This window comes from Streptomyces fagopyri, assembly GCF_009498275.1.
GTDB classification, from domain to species: domain Bacteria; phylum Actinomycetota; class Actinomycetes; order Streptomycetales; family Streptomycetaceae; genus Streptomyces; species Streptomyces fagopyri.
Map to the genome: position 1 here is coordinate 7,424,385 of NZ_CP045643.1, position 20,308 is coordinate 7,444,692.

A 20,308-nucleotide genomic window follows, 5' to 3' on the forward strand; every position below is an offset into this window, starting at 1 on the left:
CCCGGGTTCACGACCGCATGTTCGTCGCGTGCCGGATCGCAAGTTCTCCGTTGGCGCCGCGCCCGAGGTTGCCAGTCGGAGTGCACCAGCGACAGCCGCTGTCCTGACGGGCATCTTGCAGATGGCGTTCGCGAATACGGGGGCGGTGAATGACTGATCCGAGGTCGTCATCGTCCTCGTGCAAGCTGGCGGATGCGAGAAGGAAGTGGGTCAGGGCCTCGCTGGCGGCGAGGGTGTTGAGGGGCATCACACTCGGCGCGGGAATTCCGGGGATGTAGCGGGCCTGTTCGCGTTCCGCGTCCGGGTGCATCTCGATGGCGAGTTCGGTGCGGTCGATGAGCTGGTTGCACCAAAGACAGCCGACGCCCGGTGCGATGAGGCGGGTGGCGGTGTGGATCTGCCCGATCTCTCCGTCTCCGGTCACGGGGATCTTGACGCCGACCTGGGTCGCGGGGATGAGGTACTCGTGGACGGCCGCGTTGACCCAGTGTCGGGCAGCATGGCTGTCAGCAGCGAGAAAGATCCAATCGCACTGCACCAACTCGCGCAGGGCTTCGGGATGCTCCACCCGTCGCGGAACCGTGACCAGGCGGATCTGCGGATTGGCCCGCATGGCGTTCCGGGCGGCGAGTTCAGTCTTGGGCTTGTCGACGTCGCCGCGTTCGGCTGCGATCAAGCGGGGGAGGTTGGTCGCGTCGACGGTCTCACTGTCGATGAGGACGAGTTCCCCGGCGCCGAGTCGGGCGAGTTCTTCGACGAGGACGCTGCCGACGCCACCCAGGCCGACGACCGCGACGCGCAGGTGAGTGAGGGTTTCCTGCCCGCGGTCGCCGAGAAGCCGCGCCTGCCGGTCCCACAAAGGGTCGGAGGCCGTCGGCCGGGCGGGGTTCGGCCGCAGCCGGCGGAGGTTCCCGGCCGGGATGACGGTTTCGGCCAGCGGTGCGCGCGTGCCGTCGGAGAGCCATAGGTCGCCGGCGACAGCGTGCGGGGTGAGGACGAGTCCTCCGACGATCTGGTCGCTGATCTGCTGCAGTGTGGGGTAGCCGCGTTCGTGGCTGGCCAGGTCGACGCGGGAGAACTGGACGTTGTCGAGGCCGAAGTGGCAGTGGACAGCGAGGTAGGCGAGTTGTTCGTCGCGGGCGCGGACGATCGCGTCGCGTACGAATGTCGGGGACAGGGCCCGGTAGCCGGTCTCGCCAGGGACGTAGTCCTCCCCGTCCCGGGCGATGAGAAGTTCGCGGGCCAGAAGCCGCTGGCCTCGCGGGCCGTCGGCCTGGCCGGCGAGGATCACGGCACCGTGTTCGTCGCCGTCGGCGCGGAACAGATGCCGGGACAGGTCGTTCCAGAGGCGGGGCGGGAGGGTGAGGCTCCAGCCATCGGCCGGTGGGTTTACTGGTCGGCGAGCCACCGGCGGATCCTTTCGGCCTTGAGGGCGACGTTGTCCACGCCGGAGTCGCGGCGGTTGGATCGTCGGGAGATCTGCATCGCGGGGCGGTTCTGCCACGGGACCTGCTGGATGGCCGGTCCGTGCGGCTGGCCGTCAGCGCGGGTGAGGACGCCGGTGTAGTGGGGGTAGATGTCGGCGTCCGGGTAGGCCGCGCTGATCTGGAAGCCGAGCCACGTGACCGAGGAGGTGTAGGCGGTGCCGACCGGCACCTCCTCGACGGTCACGAATACCCCGCCGGCGCCGTCCGTCACGACCTCGACCGGATGACCGGCGAAGTGGAGACGGACGGCCTCGACGGCTTCGGCGACTGCCGGAGCGAGGGTGATCACGAGTTGTCGTCCGGCGGGACGGCCAGGAACTCCTGGTGCGCGTGGACGTGGACGGTCTTGTTGTCGTCCACGACCTGGTAGCGGCCGTTGCCCTGGCGGACAGAGAGCTGGAAGCCCTCGTCGATCGGCAGTCCCTTCGTGATCGCGGCCCTCTTGATCTCCAGGCCCGTGGCCTCGTGGTCCGGGAGGACCACCGGGCGGCCGTTCACCGTCACGGTGACGGTGTGCGGTCGGGGCGGAGCCGCCTCCGCGGCCACCTCGTTGGAACCCGTCATTGACGTGCCTCTTTTCCTCGGGCGAGCCGGACCCTGACCGGGCACGACCATCGCGACTTCGTTTCGGTGCGTCGAAAGTCAAACACTCTGCGATCAAGGTAACACGCCCGCGTTCTGGATGTCGAACACCGATTGAAAGTAGACTGACCACCCGATACCGAGGAGGAGGGCGATGGCCCGGACCCGCGTGAACGTGTCCGCCTTGTATGCGGCTCTCGACGCCGCGAGGACCAAGAAGGAACTTTCATGGCGGCAGCTGGCCGCCGCGGTGGGTGTCAGTCCTTCGACCATGACGCGCATGGCCAATGGAAACCGCCCGGACGTGGACGCCTTCGCGGCTCTCGTGCGGTGGCTCGGCATGCCCGCCGAGACCTTCATGGTGGACCCAGAGGGCGACCAGCTGGAAACCCGGGCAGAGGAGCCGGAGTTGATGGCGCAGTTGGCACCGTTGCTGAGGGCTCGTGGCGATCTGGGTGCCGAAGACGTGAAGTACTTGGAAGAGGTGATCGGCGCCGCAATGCGCCGATTCGCCTCCGATCGGGAAGCCCGTTCGAGGTGACGCATGGGTCAGCGGTGGACCAAGAAAGCTCTCCAGGATCTCGCGCTTGACGTCCGCCGGGAGATAGACGCTGGGCCGAATAGCCGGCTCGATCTCACGCAGTTGGCTGGCGAGTACGGGGTCCCGGTGTATGCGATGAGCGATCTCGGTGCCAGCGGTTGCTCAACCGAGGCTCTGGACCACTTCACTCTGCGACGACCCGAGGCATGGTCGGCCGCCCTGGTGCCAGTAGGAACCGCACGGCTCATCGTGGAGAACTGCGCTCACACGCTCCAGCGGCGCCGGTCGAATGTGGCGCACGAGATGTCGCATCTCATCCTGGAGCACGAGTTCGAAGGCATCCTCTTCGCGGACGGCGGCTGCCGTGAGCTGGGCCCCGAGATGGCAGTGAAGGAGCGCCAGGCGAGCGACCTCTCAGGGGAGCTTCTCATCCCGATGTCGGCGGCGATCGCAGCCGCGCTGGCGAAAAAGTCTGACGAAGAGGTGGCGGAGCAATTCGACGTGAGTGTGCGCTTCGCCGCTTGGCGCATGAATGCCTCAGGCGCTCGGAAGATCGCTCAGCGAACCCTTCAGAAGCGGGCGGCGGGAAGCCGTCGCTAGCGAGTCGGCACCACATCCGGCTGCATCGACACTGCTGGCCAGGCTTTCGGCGTACTCGGAGAGAATGCGCGCGAGAGCGGCATAGTGCGGGGACCCGTCTGGGCGGGTCAACTGGAACCAGGTGGTGTTGCGCCGTGCGGCCCAGGCGCGCTGGACTGCCTCCGGTTGCGATTCCTCGATCGGGCGAGGGGCAAAGAGATGCTCGCCTTGAGTGATGTGGGCCCAGACGTAGACGGATGCGGCTTGACGTTTTCTGTCGTCGAGGACGGGCTGTTTGGGGCCTCGGGTGGGTGGGAGCCTGGAGTTCAGCTCTTCCCAGGTATTTGGGTCCAAGCTCCATCCGGACAGCGCTTGCCGCCGGTGCTGGTAGTCGATGGGGGCTGGCAGCGACTCGATCTGCTCGGCGAGTGTTCGCAGTGCTCGCTCGAAGGCGAGTGGATCTTGTTGGGTGCGGGCCCAGCGGTGAACGTCAGTGGCTCGGGTGTATTGCAATCGACTGGGGTTGACCCCCAGAAAGATGGCCGCGTCCCCCAGTGAGCCGCCTGCAACCATCTGCACCAGGCGGACGGCTGCTGTGCGGCGGAGGATCTTGGGGGTGAGTCCCGTGAACGCACTGAAGCAGCTCTGAAACCAGTCGTGTTGAAGATACGCCGGAATATGTTCCGGAGAAATCCCTCCCGCAAAATATGGCGCTTTACGTCTGTCTGGCCCCGCCGAGCGGCGGAAGGTGCGCACGAGGGGTTCAGCAGCTTTTCGCAGCCTTGCGGAACATGCCTCATCTGCTTTTTCGAACACGCTCACCCAAGGGCCGGGATGGTCCGCGCGGACGCGACCTGCCTCAATCAGCGGGGAGAGCGCATCCTGAAGGTCTTCCATGGCCAGCAGGCGATCGGCTCCTTCCACGAGGCCCGCGCCGACCTGTGCATCCTCAGGCGGGGCACCGATGATGCTGAGCATGCGCGTAGATGATCCGAGCCGCTGCCGACGCATCTCGAAGTGCTGGTCGGACGCCTCGGCCAGTTCTGGCCGGATATATGAACGCGCCGTGGGCCAGGTTGTACTGATCAGTGTGGCAACGAGCCGCAGATCAGTGAAGTAGCGCCTGGCCTCGGCTGCCGACGCATCGGGATGCAGTCTGCTGAGCAAGCGCTGTTGGAGAGTCAACAACTCTGCGGGCACTCTCATTTGCTTGGGATTGCACGGTTCTTGATCCAACCTCCAGCCGCACGGAGAATCCGAACGGTTGGCCCGTTCGGAGGGACGCTGAGGGACCCGGCATTGCGCAGGATGGTATCCAACGAGGCCAAAGCGACCGATAAGCCTGCCGCGCGCGCTGTCGATGATTGCTGTGTGGCAATTGGGGCACGTGTGTTGGAGGAACATGTGATGTTCCGTGCAGAGGAAGGCGATCGGCAGGCGCCAGATTTTCCGCCAGGGACCTCCATGCTGGTTCTGGATCGGCGAACCATCGCCCGCCAAGCAACGGGGGCAGTATCGGGCGGTTGCGTGGAAGAGCCAGCTGTCTCTGAGCGGCCGGGTGGCCGCTTCGGAGCGCAACGCGTTGGCGACCGGCGGGTAGTGGTTCCTCCATGGTGCCAGGGTCAGCGATGCAGTTTCGGAAGCGGTGAGCCGGGTGGCTGCTGCGAAGGAAGCTGCCGTTTGTGGGGGCAGGGCCGTTGAAAGCGAGGCCGCAGCTGAGAGGACCCCGTGAACATTCGACTCGGCAAGGGTGGTGCGCCGTATGACGCGGCCGGAGGAAATGCCAAGCCGATGGGCGAGGCGGAGGACGTAACCGGTGATGGATTCCTCAGGCAAAGGCACGAGGCTGCGGGGAAGCGGTTCGATGTCCACTGCTCTCACCCAACATCCTTCGTGGCCGCAGGTCCGCGATCATCGAAGACAGTATTGCGGCGGCGCCTACTTGTGTCGTGGCGAGGCGGAACGGGAGGCACCTCGCCAGCTCCAGGGTCCCGGCCGGGCGCCCCAGCCAGGTCGATGGTGATGTTCTCCAGGAGCTGTTCCGTCAGCCGCTCCTTCCCGGTCTCGATGGCGTCACGACACCCGTCTTCCATCAACCGTTCGAGCAGACCGACGACACCGTCGGTCCGCTGATAGAGGTATTCGGGCATGGTGCCTGCAGTGAGCATCCCCTCGGGGGCGTTCATGAGGCGCAGTTCGTTCTCGACGCCGGCCAGGTGATCGATCCAGGCGGCTATCTGGTCGTCGGTGTCGTAGCGGAAGCGGTCGAGTTCGACGAGGTCGAAGCGGCGTTCCGTCTGGGTCGCTTCCAGGCCATGGATGTTGGCATGCCTCGACGGAGGCATGACTACCTGCCCGGTCCGGGGGTCGTGCCGGCCTTCCCGCAAGAGGCCAGAGGCTGGGATGTCGACTCCGACCAGCACCAGGGTGACGTTCATGCTCATGAACGCGCGGATGAGATCGAGGGTGTCCTGGTCGTCGGCGCGGTGCATGCGGAGTCTGGTGATGTCGTCCAGCAGCAGGGCCTTCGTGCCATGGTCATGCAAAGAGGCGGCGACTTGGCGGACCAGGTCGGGCAGGTCCATGTTCGTCGTTTCAGCGCCGTAGAAGCTCAAGATCGCCTTGCAGGTGCTCTTCGGTTTCGCGGTCACGGGGGTCTGGACATAGGCAACCGGAGCGTGCAGATCACGAGTTCCTAGCAGTGCGTCGGGGTTGAGGTTGTGGTGCAGGGCAAGCCACCGGTCCTCGAAGGCGGCGGCGACCTCGCATGTGGATTCGGTCTTCCCCTGATAACCCCCGCCAGTGATCATCACTCCGGCGCGAGTGGTGGGCTTGTGCTTGAGCGCGTTGCTCTCGATGCGGCCGTTCAGCAGCTTCGCAACGGCTCGGCTCATGGGCGTGTCCAGCAACGGGAGATTGGCGTGGGTGGCTGCCCGGTGCAGGTCGTGCAGCGTCCGCCGCCGAGCACTCAATGCCCGCCAGGCGGCCCGGTCGAGCCGGGGTGCCGGCTTGAAGATGTCCCGGGAGGTTCGCCAGGACTGCCAGCCCGCCGCGGTGTCCCGCTGCGGCGGTGGGCCGGGGAGGATGAAGGGAATCGCGCTGTCCGTCACTCGGGATCGCCTGCCCCGGCCGGGTCGTCCTCGTCGGGGAGTACGAACACGCCCTGGTGCCGTAGTGCTTCGCCCATCCGGGGCGGCAAGGTGGGGTGAGCAGAGACGGCGGTCTCGCGCCGCCGTCGGCGGTCCGCATCGATGGCCTGCTGATTGTGCTTGACCAGCTCCAACGGCCGCATGACTGCCGGGCGTTGCGGGCTCACGGGCGTCGAGTTCGCGGGGCGGTCCGTGGCGGCGGCCCGGGCGCGAGCCAGCTCACGTGCCCGTTCAGCCTTCTGTGTCTTGGTCATCTGGCTCGGCCATGCCTTCACCGGGGTATGGCCGGCGACCAAGTCCAGGAGCACGGGCAGCAGTTCGCTGTCGTCGCGCGGTTTCAGGCCGGAGCGGGCCGCCTCGCGCAGGACCTCGCGGACGCGTGCGTCGGAGAAGGCGAGGACGTCGTCCCCGGGCGGCAGACCGCGCCAGCGCAGCGGATGCCATTCACCCGTGTCAGGGTGCTCGAAGAAGACTTCCCGGCAGTCCCGCGGATCACGGCGGACAATCCATTCGCCGCGGTGGACACCGCTGCGGCGCGAGCGGCGTCCCCGATAAGGGTCAAGGACGGGATCGTCATACCAAAGTCCGCCGGCCTTCACTCCGCGATTCCCGTGGATCATCACGGAGTGGGTGGGCAGCAGTTGGTAGTAGAGGCTGGGCTCGGGGACCTGGAGGTCGATTCCCTCGCGGGCGCCCGCCATAGCGAACAGCGTGTTCGGGCTGTGCCGACCTCCCGGGTCCCAGGCTGGTGCGTGTTCCGCCAACTGGCGGTTCTGCCAGATCCTGACGGTCCACGTAGCCAGAAGGTGTTCCATTTCCTCCAGGGTCCAGACCGCGTCACCTTCGGGATCGGCGCCGCGGTCGGCGACATCGATGCCGCTGTAGCCGAGCAGCAGCTCCAGCAGCAAAGACCGGATTCCTCCGAAGGCACGTTCGCAAGCAGCCTTGTCGGTCGGGCGCATGACGCGGGCAGGCAGCACAACCACCCCCAACGTGCGGGCGACCTGTACCAAATGATGATTCTTGTAGACGCTGCCGTGATCGGTGGTCACGGTCTCCGGGGCGAAGAACGGCCGTCCCGCCACCGGGTGCCCGGCGAACTCCGCCACCAGCGCCACCGGGACCCCCGGGTAGGGCCACCGCATCTCCTCGCCCCAGCCGGGCCTCATCGGCAGCGGAAGCATCACGTCCCGCAGCAGCATCGCCACTTCCACCGAGGAGTCCGATCCGGGCGTCAGCCGGAAGGCGACCAGGGAGTGCGTGAACGCGTCGAGGGCCAGGGTCAGGTCAACAGAGATCGGCTCCCCGAAGACGTCGTCGAGGACCTTGACCGGCAGCGGCGTGGTGTCCAGCACCACCACCTGTCCCGGCCGTGTGATCACCACTCGCGAAGTGCCGGCGTCCACCGCCGCGGCAGAGCGGATGTAACGCTGCCGGGCGCCCTGCGAGCCGAACCACTCCTTCCAGACCCTCCACAACGTCACGTAGTGCGGGATGTTCTTCTCCGCCTCCGGGCCGAACTTCTCCCGGACATACTGGTGGATCATGCGTTCCTTCGTCCGCATGCTCACCTTCGAGCGGTGCAGCGTCTCCGCGTGAACGGCGTGGATCGCCTTCTCGATCTCCGGCTTGACCGATGGGTGCCCGCGCAGCGGCGGCGTCCACCGCCCGTCCGCCAGCCCCATCACGCCGTGCTCATCGAGCTGGGCGGCCATCCGCTCCAGGGTGCGGTGGCTGATCTGTCCCAGCCCGAGCAGCTTGGCGTCCTGCGTGTGAAGGCCCTGCAACTCGGCCACCTTCGCCAGCCGGCGCTGGGTCAACGTCGTCCGCTCAGGGTCGTACTCAGGGCGCGGTTCACCCGGCTCGGCCCAGAATGGGCTGCCGCTGCGGAAGCCTGTCTCGACTTCCAGCACGTGCGCCATCCGGGCTCGTGCCCGGTCCCGGTGGACCGGCTCCAGGTCCTCGATCTGCGGCAGTTGACGACCGTCACCCATCTCCCGCTCCTGCCCGGTAGATCCACGTCGCGTCCTTGAAGGGCTGGGCCAGGTCCATGGCCAGGCGGCGGTGCCAGAGCAGATGGATGGCGTGCGCGCGGGCGACCGCCGGCAGCGACGTGCCCTCCACCAGGTCGACGAAGCGCCGCGGCCGTTCCTGGACACCGGCCAGTAGTTGCTGCTCAAGACCGAGCCGGTCGCTCATGCTCCGGCGACGGGACGACAGCGTGTCGATGCCCGTCATGACATGCCGCCGCCACCCGGTCACCACCGCATAGCGCCAGCCCACCGCGACCGCGGCCTGGGCTGCGGACGCGAAGCGAAGCTCGTCCTCCGGCTTGATCCTCCCCGCAGGCCGGACGTCCAACAGCCAGCCGCCGCCCGCCCCCAGCACCAGGAAGTCCGGCGTGTGCTCGCCTGGCCCCTTCTCGGCGGTGAACCGCAGCCGGAACGGCTGGGACAGCACCTCGCTCACGCCTCCGGCAAAGTCCAACGCCAGCAGCAGCCGCCGCTCGGCGAGACTCTCGAACCCGTGCTGGCGCCCCGTGGACACCAGGCACTCAAGCCCGGGACGGTGTTCCTGACCAGTGCGCCAGGAGAAACGCCGCAGCGGAACGGACGTCAGCATCGGCGCCCCGGCCAGGTCCTTCACCGGGCAGACAACGTCAGCCTTGCCGGTCTTCCATGTGGTGGTCCACCGGCGAGACCATCCCGGACCGCTGTCCAACTGGCGTACCGCCCGTTCCGGCAGGGCGTAGGGAGCACACAGACCGTCAAGCGTGCACGCATGAGACCAGACCACGGAGGACTCGACGCCTCCCGTACGGAATACGGCGTCCATGCCACCAGAACACCGCCACCGCCAGTGCCTCGTGAACGGTTCTCACAAAACCCCACCAATCACCCATCAAGGGCGCTACCCTGCCCGCCGACCACCCCGCATAACCCGCCGACTGAAGCGCAACGTCTCACCCACGGCCCGGTTCCCCCATGACTGCATTGCATAAACGTGCATCGATACGTATAGTCATGCCATCTAGGAGGAGGGTTCCATGGCGGTACGCGCAGCAGTGGCGGGAGCGAGTGGGTACGCGGGCGGTGAGGCGCTGCGCCTGCTCCTCGCGCACCCCGAGGTCGAGATCGGCGCCCTGACCGGCAACGCCAACGCGGGTCAGCGCCTGGGCACGCTGCAACCGCATCTGCTGCCGCTCGCCGACCGCGTCCTCGCGCCGACGACCGCCGAGGTGCTGGGCGGGCACGACGTCGTGTTCCTCGCGCTTCCCCACGGGCAGTCCGCGGCCGTCGCCGAGCAGCTCGGACCGGACGTCCTCGTCGTCGACATGGGTGCCGACTTCCGGCTCGCGGACCCGGCCGACTGGGAGAGGTTCTACGGATCGCCGCACGCCGGCACCTGGCCCTACGGCCTGCCCGAACTTCCCGGTGGCCGCGCCGCGCTGGAGGGGACCAGGCGCATCGCGGTGCCCGGCTGCTACCCGACGGCCGTCTCCCTCGCGCTCTTCCCGGCCTACGCGGCCGGACTCGCCGAGCCCGAGGCCGTGATCGTCGCCGCCTCCGGAACGTCCGGCGCGGGCAAGGCCGCCAAGCCCCATCTGCTCGGCAGCGAGGTCATGGGGTCCATGTCCCCGTACGGCGTCGGCGGCGTCCATCGGCACACCCCCGAGATGATCCAGAACCTGAGCGGTGCCGCGGGCGAGCCCGTCGCCGTCTCCTTCACCCCGACCCTCGCCCCGATGCCCCGCGGCATCCTCGCCACGTGCAGCGCAAGGGCCAGGGCCGGGGTCACCGCCGAGTCCGTACGGGCCGCCTACGAGAAGACGTTCGCGGACGAGCCGTTCGTGCGGCTGCTGCCCGAGGGGCAGTGGCCCGCCACCGCGTCCGTCTACGGTTCCAACGCCGTTCAGGTGCAGGTCGCTCTCGACGAAGCCACGCACCGCATCATCGCGATCAGCGCCATCGACAACCTGACCAAGGGCACGGCCGGCGGGGCCGTCCAGAGCATGAACATCGCCCTCGGGCTCCCCGAGGAGCTCGGCCTCACCACGATCGGAGTCGCACCGTGAGCGTCACCGCCGCCAAGGGCTTCACCGCCTCCGGCATCGCCGCAGGCATCAAGGCGAACGGCAACCCGGACCTGGCCCTCGTGGTCAACAACGGGCCCCGTCTGGCCGCCGCGGGAGTCTTCACCTCCAACCGGGTGAAGGCCGCCCCGGTGCTCTGGTCCGAGCAGGTACTCAAGGGCGGCCAGGTCTCCGCCGTCGTCCTCAACTCCGGCGGCGCCAACGCCTGTACGGGCCCCAAGGGCTTCCAGGACACCCACGCCACCGCGGAGAAGACCGCCGCGGTCCTGGACGTGAACGCCGGCGAGGTGGCGGTGGCCTCCACCGGACTCATCGGCGTCCTCCTGCCCATGGACAAGGTGCTGGCGGGCGTCGAGACCGCGGCGGCCCAGCTCGGCCCGCACGGCGGCGAGAAGGCCGCCATCGCCATCAAGACCACCGACACCGTGCACAAGACGTCGGTGCGCACCGGCGACGGCTGGACCGTGGGCGGCATGGCCAAGGGCGCGGGCATGCTCGCACCGGGCCTCGCCACCATGCTCGTCGTCCTCACGACGGACGCGGACGTGGACACCGCGAGCCTCGACAAGGCCCTGCGCGCCGCCACCCGCACCACCTTCGACCGTGTCGACTCCGACGGCTGCATGTCGACCAACGACACCGTGCTGCTGCTCGCCTCCGGCGCCTCGGAGATCACCCCGGACCCCGCTGAGTTCACCGAGGCCGTACGAGCGGTCTGCGACGACCTCGGACAGCAGCTCATCCGGGACGCCGAGGGCGCCAGCAAGGACATCAAGGTCGAGGTCGTGGGCGCCGCGACCGAGGAGGACGCCGTCGAGGTGGGCCGCTCCATCGCCCGCAACAACCTCCTCAAGTGCGCGATCCACGGTGAGGACCCCAACTGGGGGCGTGTCCTGTCCGCCATCGGCACCACCCGGGCCGCGTTCGAGCCGGACCAGCTGAACGTCGCCATCAACGGCGTGTGGGTCTGCAAGAACGGCGGAGTCGGTGAGGACCGCGAGCTCGTCGACATGCGCTACCGCGAGGTCCACATCGTCGCCGACCTCGCCGCGGGCGCCGCCACCGCCACCATCTGGACCAACGACCTCACCGCGGACTACGTCCACGAGAACAGCGCCTACTCCTCATGAGCCACATGACGCGGAAGCACACCGCACTTCCCAAGGCCCAGATCCTCATCGAGGCGCTGCCCTGGCTGACCCGCCACCGCGGCAAGACCGTCGTCATCAAGTTCGGCGGCAACGCCATGATCGACGAGGAGCTGAAGGCCGCCTTCGCGCAGGACGTCGTCTTCCTGCACCACGCAGGCCTCAAGCCCGTCGTCGTGCACGGCGGCGGTCCGCAGATCAGCGCACAGCTCGACCGACACGGCATCGTCAGCGAGTTCAAGGCCGGCCTCAGGGTGACCACCGAGGACGCCATGGACGTCGTACGGATGGTGCTGGCCGGACAGGTGCAGCGCGAGCTGGTCGGACTGCTCAACCAGCACGGACCACTCGCCGTCGGCATGACCGGCGAGGACGCGCACACCATCACCGCCACCAAGCACCTGCCCGAGATCGACGGCGAACTGGTCGACATCGGCCGGGTCGGCGAGATCACCGACATCGACACCGGTGCCATCGAGGCGCTGCTCGTCGACGGCCGGATCCCGGTCGTCTCCTCGATCGCCCGCTCCCAGGACGACGGACATGTCTACAACGTCAATGCTGATACGGCGGCTGCGGCACTCGCTGCGGCACTTGGCGCCGAAACCCTCATGGTCCTCACGGACGTCGAGGGTCTCTACGAGGACTGGCCCCACAGCGACGAGGTGATCAGCCGCCTGACCGCCTCCGAGCTGGAGAAACTGCTGCCCGAGCTGGCCAGCGGCATGGTGCCGAAGATGCGGGGCTGTCTGCACGCCGTGCGCAACGGGGTCACCACGGCCCGCGTCATCGACGGCCGCGTGCAGCACTCGATCCTGCTGGAGATCTTCACCGACGAGGGGATCGGCACGATGGTCGTGCCGGACGCGCAAGAGGGGGACGCCGTATGACCGCCAACCAGGAACTGACCGAGCGGTGGCAGGGCTCGCTCATGGACAACTACGGCACCCCACGGCTGCCCCTCGTCCGCGGCGCCGGCACCCGGCTGTGGGACGCCGACGGCAAGGAGTACCTCGACTTCGTCGGCGGCATCGCGGTCAACGCGCTCGGCCACGCGCACCCGGCGATCGTCGAGGCCGTCGGCACGCAGATCGCCTCGCTGGGCCATGTCTCCAACCTGTTCGTCGCCGAGCCGCCCGTCGCGCTCGCCGAACGCCTGCTCCAGCTCTTCGGCCGCGACGGCAGGGTGTACTTCTGCAACTCGGGAGCCGAGGCCAACGAGGCCGCCTTCAAGATCGGCCGGCTGACCGGCCGCGGCCACATGGTGGCGACCCGGGGCGGCTTCCACGGCCGGACCATGGGCGCCCTCGCGCTCACCGGTCAGCCCGGCAAGCGGGAGCCCTTCCTGCCGATGCCCGGTGACGTCACTCACGTCCCGTACGGCGACGCGCAGGCGCTGGCCGCGGCCGTCACCGACGAGACGGCGTTGGTCGTCATCGAGCCGATCCAGGGCGAGAACGGTGTGGTCGTGCCACCGGCCGGCTACCTCAAGGCGGCCCGTGCGATCACCGCCGCCACCGGTTCGCTGCTGGTCCTCGACGAGGTGCAGACCGGAATCGGCCGGACCGGCCACTGGTTCGAGTACCAGGCACACGAGGGCGTCCTGCCGGACGTCGTGACGCTCGCCAAGGGCCTCGGCGGCGGACTGCCGCTGGGGGCGACCGTCGCGTTCGGCCGGGCCGCGGAGCTGCTGGGGCCCGGCCGGCACGGGACGACCTTCGGTGGCAACCCGGTCGTCTGCGCCGCCGGACTCGCCGTCCTCGACACCATCGCGTCCGAGGGGCTCCTGGAGAACGTGAAGCGCACGAGCGCGAAGCTGCGGGACGGGATCGAGTCGCTCGGGCACCCTCTGGTCGACCACGTCCGGGGTGCCGGCCTGCTCCTGGGTATCGTGCTCACCGAGCCGCTCGCGCCCCAGGTGCAGCAGGCGGCTCAGGACGCCGGTCTCCTGGTGAACGCGCCCACCCCCGCTGTCGTACGGCTGATGCCCCCGCTGAACCTGAGCGACGACGAGGTGGACGTCCTGCTCGGAGCCCTTCCCGGCGTCCTCGACGCAGTCAACGGGGACGGATCCTGAGAAATGGGACGACGACGATGAGCCAGGCGCAGGACCACGAGCACGCGGGGCCTGCCGTGCCGCAGACCCGTACCGCACGCCACCGCCGGATCGTGGACATCCTCAACCGGCAACCGGTGCGCTCACAGAGCCAGTTGGCGAAACTCCTCGCCGACGACGGGCTGAACGTCACCCAGGCGACGCTCTCCCGGGACCTGGACGAGCTGAACGCGGTGAAGATCCGCAACAACGACGGCGACCTCATCTACGCGGTACCGAGCGAGGGCGGTTTCCGCACCCCGCGGGTGCCCCTGGGGGAGTCGGCGAAGGAGGAACGGATGCGCCGGCTCTCCTCGGAACTGCTGATCTCCGCGGAGGCCTCCGCGAACCTCGTGGTCCTGCGTACTCCTCCGGGAGCCGCGCAGTTCCTCGCCTCGGCGATCGACCAGGCCGAACTGCAAGACATCCTGGGGACGATCGCCGGTGACGACACACTGTTGCTGATCAGCCGGGACGCGACGGGCGGGCAGGCGCTGGCCGACCATCTGCTGCGGTTGGCCCAGAACCATCACTGACGCGCACGGAAGTGGAGGGGTGCCCCCGGACCGGGGACACCCCTCCATTTCCGTGGGCCCGTGGGCCCGTAGGCCCAGGTCCGCGTCCGGCCGTGGGCCGTACGGGGCTGGTCGCGCGGTTCTCCGCGCCACTGACGGGACCGCTCCGGTCACCCCAGGCGCTGGGCGAGCCCCCCGGTGCAGCGCACCTCGTCGCCCGCCGTGATGAGGAGCGCCTCGATGTCCGGCAGGGACTCCAGCCAGCTCAGGGCCTCACGCGAACCCATCGCGAAGGCGGCCGTCGCCCAGGCGTCCACCCAGGTCAGGCGGGGACCCACCACCGTCACGGCGACGAGGTCGGTGACCGCGGAGCGGCCGGTGCTCGGGTCGACGATGTGGGCGCCGCGCTCGGCGGTGCCGGACGTGGCCACCGCCAGCTCGTCCACACCGGCGGCGGAGACGACGGCCGCGAGCCCACCGGGACGCAGCGGATCCGAGACGCCGACCCGCCAGGGGCGGTGGGTGCCGGGAACCCCGAAGAGCTGGACGTCGCCGCCCCCGTTCACACTCACCCCGCTCGCGCCGGCCACCGCCAGGCGCCGGCCCGCACGCTCGGTCGCCCAGCCCTTCACGAGGCCGGTCGGGTCGAGCCGTCCCGCGTACCTGGTGCTGAACCAGCCCGCGCTCAGCCGCTCCGCCTCGGCGCACAGGTCGAGCACCTCGCCGACCTCCGGATCGCACTCCTCGACGGTCAGCTCACCGCGTGCCAGGCGCGAGAGCTGGCTGTCCTCACGGTAGGTGCTGAACACCTCGTCCACCTTGTGGAGTTCGGCGACCGCCTCCTCCAACGCGGTCCGGACGACGTCGGGTTCGCCGCCACGCACGTCGAAGGAGAAGACGGTGCCCATGACTTCTTCGGCGTGCCGCAGCGTGTGCGGCTCCTGGGAGGGGTCAGCCACCGGCCTTGTCCAGGGCCGACTGCAGGGACTGCTTGTATCCCGTGCTGGTGTAGGTGGCGCCGGACACGGCGTCGATGTCGGCGCTCCCGGCCGCGACGGCCTCCTGGTTGAGCTTGGGAACGGCCATCGCGGTCTTCTGGTCGCTCAGTCCGCCCTTGGGCGCCTGGACGGCCTCGGCCTTGGTGATCTTGCCGCCGCTGACCGTGACACGGACCTGGACGGCGCCGTACTGGGTCTGGGCGACATCCCCGGTGACGGTGCGGGCCCGGGTCGCGGGGGCCTGGGGCGCCGCGGAGGAACCGGACGAGCCCGAGGAACCCGAGGAACCGGACGAGCCCTTGGACCCCGCGGACCCCGCCGTCCCGCCGCCCGCGGCCTTCGCCTTGTCGAGTGCCGACTGCAGCGACTTCTTGTACCCGGCGCTGGTGTAGGTGGCGCCGGACACGGCGTCGATGTCGGCGCTGCCCGCGGCCACGGCCTCCTGGTTGAGCCGGGGCACCGAGCTGTTGCTCACCTGGGTACTGCGGCCACCGCTCGGGATCTGGACGACCTCGGACTTGGTGACCTTGCCGCCGCTGACGGTGATACGGACCTGGACCGGACCGTACTGGGTCTGGGCGACGTCGCCGGTGACCGTCCGGGCCCCCGAGGACGACTGCTGCGCGCTGCCGCCCTGGGGCGACTCCCGCGCCGCCGCCGACTGCTGCGACGCCGCCGCGCCCTGCGCCGACGCGGACGCCGGATCGGAGGCAGGCTTCAACGACAGCAGCAGCACGATCCCGGACACGGTGGCGGCCCCGGCCAGCACGGCACGTCGAATGGGGTGGCTCTTCTTCATCGCTCCTGACTCCCGTCGCTCACATCTCGAACGACTCGTGATGGATGCGGCGTGCGGGAACCCCCGCGCCGCGCAGTGCCTCGTAGACCTGCTGCGCGAAGCCGGGCGGCCCGCACATGAAGACGTCGTGGCGGTCGATGTCCGGCAGCTTCCGGCTCAGGGTCTCCGCCGAGATGTCCGGACGCTCCCCCTCGGGGCTGTTCACCGCGTACATCAGCCGGGCCCCGCGCTCCTCGGCGATCGACGCCAGCTCGTCCCACAGGGCCAGGTCCTGTGTGGTGTTGGCCCGGTAGAGCAGGGTCAGATCGCCCGCCGAGCCGGGCAGTGTCTCGAACAGCGCGCGCATCGGAGTGATGCCGACGCCACCGGCCACCAGCAGGACCTTGCCGCGGCTGCGCTTGGCCGCCGTCAGCGCCCCGTAGGGTCCCTCGGCCCAGACCCGGGTGCCGGGCCGCAGATCGCGCAGGGCGGAGCTGTGGTCGCCGATCGCCTTCACCGTGATGCGCAGCATGGTGGGGCGCGGCGCCGCCGACAGCGAGTACGGGTGCGAGCTGAGCCGCATGCCCGGTGCCAGGAAGCGCCAGCGGAAGAACTGCCCGGCCTCCGCACCCATGCGGTGCAGTTTCCGGCCGCTGATCAGCACCGAGACGATGCCGGGCGTCTCCTCGACGACCGCCTCGACCCGCATCCGGTGTTTCAGGTTCAGCCGGATCGGGGCGAGGATCCGGTACCAGAGCACCAGCGCCGTCACCGACCCGTAGAGCCCGTACCAGACGGTCTTCGCGGTCGGGTCGACGGCGAACTCGTTGCCCGTGGAGAGCTGGTGCCAGAACGTCAGGAAGACGGCGGCGTAGGTGAGCAGGTGAATGTGGTACCAGGTGTCGTATCCCATCCTGCGGCGCACCGGGCCCATGGAGAGCAGGGCGATGACGAACAGCAGTCCGGTGCCGATCGCCGCCTTGCCCATGTCGGGCAGCTGCTCGATCGAGTCGATGGTCTGCTGGACGATGTCGCCGAAACTCTTGCCCGCCTGCAGCGCGTAGCCCCACATGATGAGGACGAGGTGGGCGAGGACCAGACAGATCGTGTACCGGCCGCTCATCGCGTGCCAGCGCGCGACCCGGTCCGAGCCCACCCGGCGTTCGAGGGCGGGCACCCGGGCCATCTGCAGCACCACCAGTGCCATCAGGTACCCGGCGAGCAGCCCCGTGATGCGGCCCGCGTTGAGGATCTTGCTGTTGTCGTCCGCGATGGACGGAGTGTTGCTCCACCACAGCCAGACGACCCCGGCCGCGCCCGCCCCTACGGCGAGCAGCAGGGGGACGGCGGGCGAGCGTCGTGGGCGGATTCGGCGCAGGGTCTGGCGCCGCGCGGCGCGGCCACCGGCGATCGTGGACACGGTTCCTCCGTGGTCGTCCGTGGGGACGGGGCGAGGGGAGAGGCCCCCTGGCCCAGAGATACGGGCCCCGACGGCCGTGCGTTCAGAGGCCTGCCGAGTCCAGTGCCGATTGGAGGGACCGCTTGTATCCGTCGCTGGTGTACGAGGCCCCCGAGACGGAGTCGATCCGGGCGCTCTGCGCGGCCAGCGCCTCCCGCCTGAGCTGGGGGATGGCGTAACTGCTGATCTCCTGGTCGCGTGGATTGTCCGTGGGGGAGGAGACCGCGGTCACGTCGGTGATCTCGCCGTTCCTCAGCGTGACGCGCACCTGGACGGGGCCCCAGCGGGTCTGGACCGTGTCACCGGTGACGGTCCTGGTGCCGGTGGCGCTCGTGCTTGCAGGTGAGGGAGTCGAGGAGGGCGCCCCGGACCGCGACGGCGACCGCCCGGCGGACGGGGACGCCCGGGCCACGGTCGGCGGTGTGTGCGGCTTGAGCGACAGCAGCAGGACGAGACCCGTGACGGTGGCGGCCGCCGTCAGCGTCACGCGGCGCAGCGGGCGGTGCTTCTTCAGGGCGTGCAAGGCGACCTCACAGTTCGAACGACTCGTGGTGGATACGGCGGTCGGGGATCCCGGCCGCGCGCAGCGCCCCGTACAGGTCCCGTGCCATGGCGGGCGGACCGCACAGATAGACGTCGTGCCCGGTGAGGCCGGGCACGGCCTTCCGCAGGGAATCGGCGGTGAACCGCGGGCGTGTCCCGTCGGCGCCGTTGACCGCGTACAGGACGCGCGCCCCACGCCACCGCGCTATCGCCTCCAGTTCGGCGCCGAGGGCGAGGTCCCCGGTCGTGCTCGCCCGGTAGAGCAGCGTCACGTCGCCGGGACCGCCGGGCAGCGTCTCGAACAGGGCGCGCAGCGGTGTGATGCCGACGCCGCCGGCGATCAGCAGCGCCTTGCGTCCGGTGTGCCGCTCGGCGGTCAGCGCCCCGTAGGGCCCCTCCGCCCACACCCGGGTGCCGGGCCGCAGCAGCCCCACGGCGGCGCTGTGGTCGCCGAGCGCCTTCACGGTGATCCGCATCAGGCCGGGGCGCGGCGGGGCCGACAGCGAGTACGGCGTCGAGGTCCACCGCATCCCGTCGCAGAGGAACCGCCAGCGGAAGAACTGCCCCGCCCGGGCGTTCAGTTCGTCCAGCCGTTCCCCGCGCACGACGACGGAGAAGACACCGGGCGCCTCGGGGCGCACGGACTCCACGCGCAGCCGGTGGCGCAGGTTGAGCCGTACCGGGGTGAGCAGCCTGAACCAGACGACCAGGGCGGCCGTGCCCACGTAGAGCACGTACCAGGCGGCCCGTGCGGCGGTGTCGCCGGCGAAGTCCGAGCCCAGCGCGAGCTGGTGGAAGAAGGCGAGGAACACGGCCACGTACGTCAGCAGGTGCAGGTAGTACCAGAACTCGTGGCTGATCCGGCGGCGGGCCGCGCGTGCCGAGGTGATCCCGACCGCGAGGAGGATGAGCGTGCCGGTCGTGGCCTTGAGCATGTCCGGGTAGTCGGACACCACGCTCAGCGTCTCGTGCGCGATGCCCGCCCCGTCCTGGGCGGCGTACCCGAAGAGGACCAGCGTGACATGCGCCACCAGCAGGCTGACGGTGTACCGGCCGGCCATGGCGTGCCAGCGGGTCACCCGGTCGGAGCCGATCCGCCGCTCCAGCAGGGGCACCCGGGCCACCAGCGCCACGAGCACCGCGCAGCCGTAGCCGCACAGCAGCCCGGCGATCCGCCCGGCGTCCGTCAGCCACCCCGCGAGGCCCACCACCGACCGCGTGTCGTACCACCACAGGGCGACGACCGCGCAGGCCCCGGCCCACAGCAGGGCCAGCAGAGGCCCGGCGGGTGAGGGACGCGGGCGTCCGCGTCCGCGTGACGGGCGAGGGACCGCTGTCCGCTCGTGCACCGTGGTCATATGTCCGTCCTTCCGGCCGTCCGGAGGGAAACTGTGCTCCGCCAACTTCTGAGCGGCCTCTGAACGGGCGCCTTCGCCGCGGATTCACAGGAGACGGAGAGCGGCACACGCGGCCCACTCACAGGAAACTCAGAGGCGGGAGGGGGGCCGCCGGCTCCGGCGAGGGGTGATCCTGGAGGACGACATGAACACTCCCCGCTCCCGAGGCTCCGGCCTGCCCGCGCTCACCCGTCCCGACGGCACCCCCGTCCGCGTTCTCGTCGTCGACGACGATCCGGACCTGGCCGAGGTGCTCTCCGGCGCCCTGCGCTACGAGGGGTGGACCGTCCGGACGGCGGGCGACGCGGCCTCGGCCGTCACCGCGGCGCGCGAGCTGACGCCGGACGCCGTCGTCCTCGACGTGATGCTCCCGGACGCCGACGGCTTCGCCGTGCTGCGCACCCTGCGCACCGTGCGCCCCGGGGTCTGTGTGCTCTTCCTCACCGCGCGGGACGCCGTCGAGGACCGCATCGCGGGCATCACGGCGGGCGGCGACGACTACGTGACCAAGCCGTTCAGTCTGGAGGAGGTCGTCGCCCGGCTGCGCGGCTGCGCCGCGCGGGCATGGCCCGGCAACTGGACGAGGGGCCACGCCTGACCGTCGGCGACCTCGTGATGGACGAGGAGGCCCGCGAGGTGACCCGGGGCGGCGAGCTGGTCGAGCTGTCGCCGACCGAGTTCGAACTGCTGCGTTTCCTGATGCGCAACCCGCGCCGGGTGCTCGGCAAGGCGCAGATCCTCGACCGGGTCTGGTCCTACGACTTCGGCGGCCAGGCCCATGTCGTGGAGCTGTACATATCCTATCTGCGCAAGAAGGTGGACGCGGGCCGCGAGCCCATGATCCACACGGTGCGGGGCGCGGGGTACGTGATCAAGCCCGTGGCCGGACGATGAGCCGGCGCCGGTGGCCACGGGTGCGGGAGGGCGTGCGCCGGCTGATACTC

General features: G+C 69.5%; 19 protein-coding genes and 2 pseudogenes. 8 read left to right on the plus strand and 13 right to left on the minus strand.

The annotated features are described in order from the left end of the window. Positions 1-7 precede the first annotated feature (7 nt). The 3 genes from GFH48_RS32085 to GFH48_RS32095 are packed head-to-tail and all read right to left on the minus strand — an operon-like array spanning position 8 to position 2,051. Positions 8-1,408: a ThiF family adenylyltransferase gene (locus GFH48_RS32085; RefSeq protein ID WP_153291586.1), complete on the minus strand. Its 1,401-nt coding sequence runs from the start codon at positions 1,406-1,408 to the stop codon at positions 8-10. Next, the gene (locus GFH48_RS32090) at positions 1,390-1,776 is read right to left on the minus strand and encodes a hypothetical protein (RefSeq protein WP_153291587.1); all 387 of its coding nucleotides are present in this window, start codon (positions 1,774-1,776) and stop codon (positions 1,390-1,392) included. Before GFH48_RS32090 ends, GFH48_RS32085 begins: the two co-directional genes overlap by 19 nt. After that, positions 1,773-2,051 carry a multiubiquitin domain-containing protein gene (locus GFH48_RS32095; RefSeq protein ID WP_228121048.1) on the minus strand — a complete coding sequence of 93 codons (279 nt, stop codon included), beginning with the start codon at positions 2,049-2,051 and terminating at the stop codon, positions 1,773-1,775. Before GFH48_RS32095 ends, GFH48_RS32090 begins: the two co-directional genes overlap by 4 nt. Positions 2,052-2,223: 172 nt before the next feature. Between GFH48_RS32095 and GFH48_RS32100 the strand changes: the two genes are divergently transcribed. Both GFH48_RS32100 and GFH48_RS32105 read left to right on the plus strand, forming a co-directional pair. After that, positions 2,224-2,610, plus strand: a complete 387-nt coding sequence (locus GFH48_RS32100) for a helix-turn-helix domain-containing protein (protein ID WP_153291588.1) — start codon at positions 2,224-2,226, stop codon at positions 2,608-2,610. A 3-nt stretch (positions 2,611-2,613) separates the two neighbouring features. Beyond that, on the plus strand, positions 2,614-3,210 hold the full coding sequence (locus GFH48_RS32105) for an ImmA/IrrE family metallo-endopeptidase (protein ID WP_153291589.1): 597 nt from the start codon (positions 2,614-2,616) through the stop codon (positions 3,208-3,210). Here GFH48_RS32105 and GFH48_RS39475 read toward each other — a convergent pair. The 5 genes and pseudogenes from GFH48_RS39475 to GFH48_RS32125 all read right to left on the minus strand — a co-directional run bounded on the left by GFH48_RS39475 (position 3,148) and on the right by GFH48_RS32125 (position 8,960). Beyond that, positions 3,148-4,167, minus strand: coding sequence for a hypothetical protein (locus GFH48_RS39475; RefSeq protein WP_228121049.1), 1,020 nt, complete (start codon positions 4,165-4,167; stop codon positions 3,148-3,150). The two genes, GFH48_RS32105 and GFH48_RS39475, sit on opposite strands and share 63 nt — an antisense overlap. Positions 4,168-4,596: 429 nt before the next feature. Continuing rightward, positions 4,597-5,070, minus strand: a pseudogene (locus GFH48_RS40195) (TniQ family protein); the annotation flags it as partial. Next, positions 5,067-6,299: an AAA family ATPase gene (locus GFH48_RS32115; protein WP_153291591.1), complete on the minus strand. Its 1,233-nt coding sequence runs from the start codon at positions 6,297-6,299 to the stop codon at positions 5,067-5,069. The gene GFH48_RS32115 and the pseudogene GFH48_RS40195, both read right to left, overlap by 4 nt. Continuing rightward, positions 6,296-8,332 carry a DDE-type integrase/transposase/recombinase gene (locus tag GFH48_RS32120; RefSeq protein ID WP_153291592.1) on the minus strand — a complete coding sequence of 679 codons (2,037 nt, stop codon included), beginning with the start codon at positions 8,330-8,332 and terminating at the stop codon, positions 6,296-6,298. Before GFH48_RS32120 ends, GFH48_RS32115 begins: the two co-directional genes overlap by 4 nt. Beyond that, complete coding sequence (locus GFH48_RS32125) at positions 8,325-8,960, minus strand: TnsA-like heteromeric transposase endonuclease subunit (protein ID WP_265590200.1); 636 nt, start codon at positions 8,958-8,960, stop codon at positions 8,325-8,327. Before GFH48_RS32125 ends, GFH48_RS32120 begins: the two co-directional genes overlap by 8 nt. Before the next feature lie 424 nt (positions 8,961-9,384). Between GFH48_RS32125 and argC the strand changes: the two genes are divergently transcribed. From argC to GFH48_RS32150, 5 genes are read left to right on the plus strand one after another with little or no spacing between them, the layout of a single operon-like run. Continuing rightward, positions 9,385-10,413 carry an N-acetyl-gamma-glutamyl-phosphate reductase gene (argC, locus tag GFH48_RS32130; protein ID WP_153291593.1) on the plus strand — a complete coding sequence of 343 codons (1,029 nt, stop codon included), beginning with the start codon at positions 9,385-9,387 and terminating at the stop codon, positions 10,411-10,413. After that, positions 10,410-11,561 (plus strand): bifunctional glutamate N-acetyltransferase/amino-acid acetyltransferase ArgJ, encoded by a 1,152-nt coding sequence (gene argJ / locus GFH48_RS32135; protein WP_153291594.1) that lies wholly within the window; start codon positions 10,410-10,412, stop codon positions 11,559-11,561. Before argC ends, argJ begins: the two co-directional genes overlap by 4 nt. Continuing rightward, positions 11,558-12,469 (plus strand): acetylglutamate kinase, encoded by a 912-nt coding sequence (argB, locus tag GFH48_RS32140; protein WP_194280734.1) that lies wholly within the window; start codon positions 11,558-11,560, stop codon positions 12,467-12,469. The genes argJ and argB overlap by 4 nt, the downstream gene beginning before the upstream one ends. Beyond that, positions 12,466-13,656, plus strand: a complete 1,191-nt coding sequence (locus GFH48_RS32145) for an acetylornithine transaminase (RefSeq protein WP_153291596.1) — start codon at positions 12,466-12,468, stop codon at positions 13,654-13,656. Before argB ends, GFH48_RS32145 begins: the two co-directional genes overlap by 4 nt. A gap of 17 nt (positions 13,657-13,673) precedes the next feature. After that, complete coding sequence (locus tag GFH48_RS32150; RefSeq protein WP_153291597.1) at positions 13,674-14,210, plus strand: arginine repressor; 537 nt, start codon at positions 13,674-13,676, stop codon at positions 14,208-14,210. Between the two features lie 149 nt (positions 14,211-14,359). On the opposite strand, the gene GFH48_RS32155 is transcribed toward GFH48_RS32150, so the two are convergent. The 5 genes from GFH48_RS32155 to GFH48_RS32175 all read right to left on the minus strand — a co-directional run bounded on the left by GFH48_RS32155 (position 14,360) and on the right by GFH48_RS32175 (position 19,325). Beyond that, positions 14,360-15,097, minus strand: a complete 738-nt coding sequence (locus GFH48_RS32155) for an FAD:protein FMN transferase (RefSeq protein ID WP_194280907.1) — start codon at positions 15,095-15,097, stop codon at positions 14,360-14,362. Positions 15,098-15,140: 43 nt separating this feature from the next. Continuing rightward, positions 15,141-15,986 (minus strand): FMN-binding protein, encoded by an 846-nt coding sequence (locus tag GFH48_RS32160; protein WP_153291599.1) that lies wholly within the window; start codon positions 15,984-15,986, stop codon positions 15,141-15,143. Positions 15,987-16,005: 19 nt separating this feature from the next. Continuing rightward, the gene (locus GFH48_RS32165; protein WP_194280735.1) at positions 16,006-17,385 is read right to left on the minus strand and encodes a ferredoxin reductase family protein; all 1,380 of its coding nucleotides are present in this window, start codon (positions 17,383-17,385) and stop codon (positions 16,006-16,008) included. Positions 17,386-17,467: 82 nt separating this feature from the next. Beyond that, positions 17,468-17,947, minus strand: coding sequence for an FMN-binding protein (locus GFH48_RS32170; RefSeq protein ID WP_153291600.1), 480 nt, complete (start codon positions 17,945-17,947; stop codon positions 17,468-17,470). Between the two features lie 7 nt (positions 17,948-17,954). Continuing rightward, on the minus strand, positions 17,955-19,325 hold the full coding sequence (locus GFH48_RS32175; protein WP_153291601.1) for a ferredoxin reductase family protein: 1,371 nt from the start codon (positions 19,323-19,325) through the stop codon (positions 17,955-17,957). Positions 19,326-19,509: 184 nt separating this feature from the next. Between GFH48_RS32175 and GFH48_RS32180 the strand changes: the two are divergent. Next, a pseudogene (locus GFH48_RS32180) lies at positions 19,510-20,258 on the plus strand (response regulator transcription factor). Positions 20,259-20,308 lie beyond the last annotated feature (50 nt).

What these genes read in the sequence shown, in the direction of transcription:
- GFH48_RS32120 (WP_153291592.1), bottom strand. Translation starts at nt 8,332, where the DNA reads ATGGGTGACGGTCGTCAACTGCCGCAGATCGAGGACCTGGAGCCGGTC.
- GFH48_RS39475 (WP_228121049.1), bottom strand. Translation starts at nt 4,167, where the DNA reads ATGCTCAGCATCATCGGTGCCCCGCCTGAGGATGCACAGGTCGGCGCG.
- GFH48_RS32175 (WP_153291601.1), bottom strand. Translation starts at nt 19,325, where the DNA reads ATGACCACGGTGCACGAGCGGACAGCGGTCCCTCGCCCGTCACGCGGA.
- GFH48_RS32125 (WP_265590200.1), bottom strand. Translation starts at nt 8,960, where the DNA reads ATGCTGACGTCCGTTCCGCTGCGGCGTTTCTCCTGGCGCACTGGTCAG.
- GFH48_RS32105 (WP_153291589.1), top strand. Translation starts at nt 2,614, where the DNA reads ATGGGTCAGCGGTGGACCAAGAAAGCTCTCCAGGATCTCGCGCTTGAC.
- GFH48_RS32150 (WP_153291597.1), top strand. Translation starts at nt 13,674, where the DNA reads ATGAGCCAGGCGCAGGACCACGAGCACGCGGGGCCTGCCGTGCCGCAG.
- GFH48_RS32155 (WP_194280907.1), bottom strand. Translation starts at nt 15,097, where the DNA reads ATGGGCACCGTCTTCTCCTTCGACGTGCGTGGCGGCGAACCCGACGTC.
- GFH48_RS32095 (WP_228121048.1), bottom strand. Translation starts at nt 2,051, where the DNA reads ATGACGGGTTCCAACGAGGTGGCCGCGGAGGCGGCTCCGCCCCGACCG.
- argB (WP_194280734.1), top strand. Translation starts at nt 11,558, where the DNA reads ATGAGCCACATGACGCGGAAGCACACCGCACTTCCCAAGGCCCAGATC.
- GFH48_RS32100 (WP_153291588.1), top strand. Translation starts at nt 2,224, where the DNA reads ATGGCCCGGACCCGCGTGAACGTGTCCGCCTTGTATGCGGCTCTCGAC.
- argC (WP_153291593.1), top strand. Translation starts at nt 9,385, where the DNA reads ATGGCGGTACGCGCAGCAGTGGCGGGAGCGAGTGGGTACGCGGGCGGT.
- GFH48_RS32160 (WP_153291599.1), bottom strand. Translation starts at nt 15,986, where the DNA reads ATGAAGAAGAGCCACCCCATTCGACGTGCCGTGCTGGCCGGGGCCGCC.
- GFH48_RS32145 (WP_153291596.1), top strand. Translation starts at nt 12,466, where the DNA reads ATGACCGCCAACCAGGAACTGACCGAGCGGTGGCAGGGCTCGCTCATG.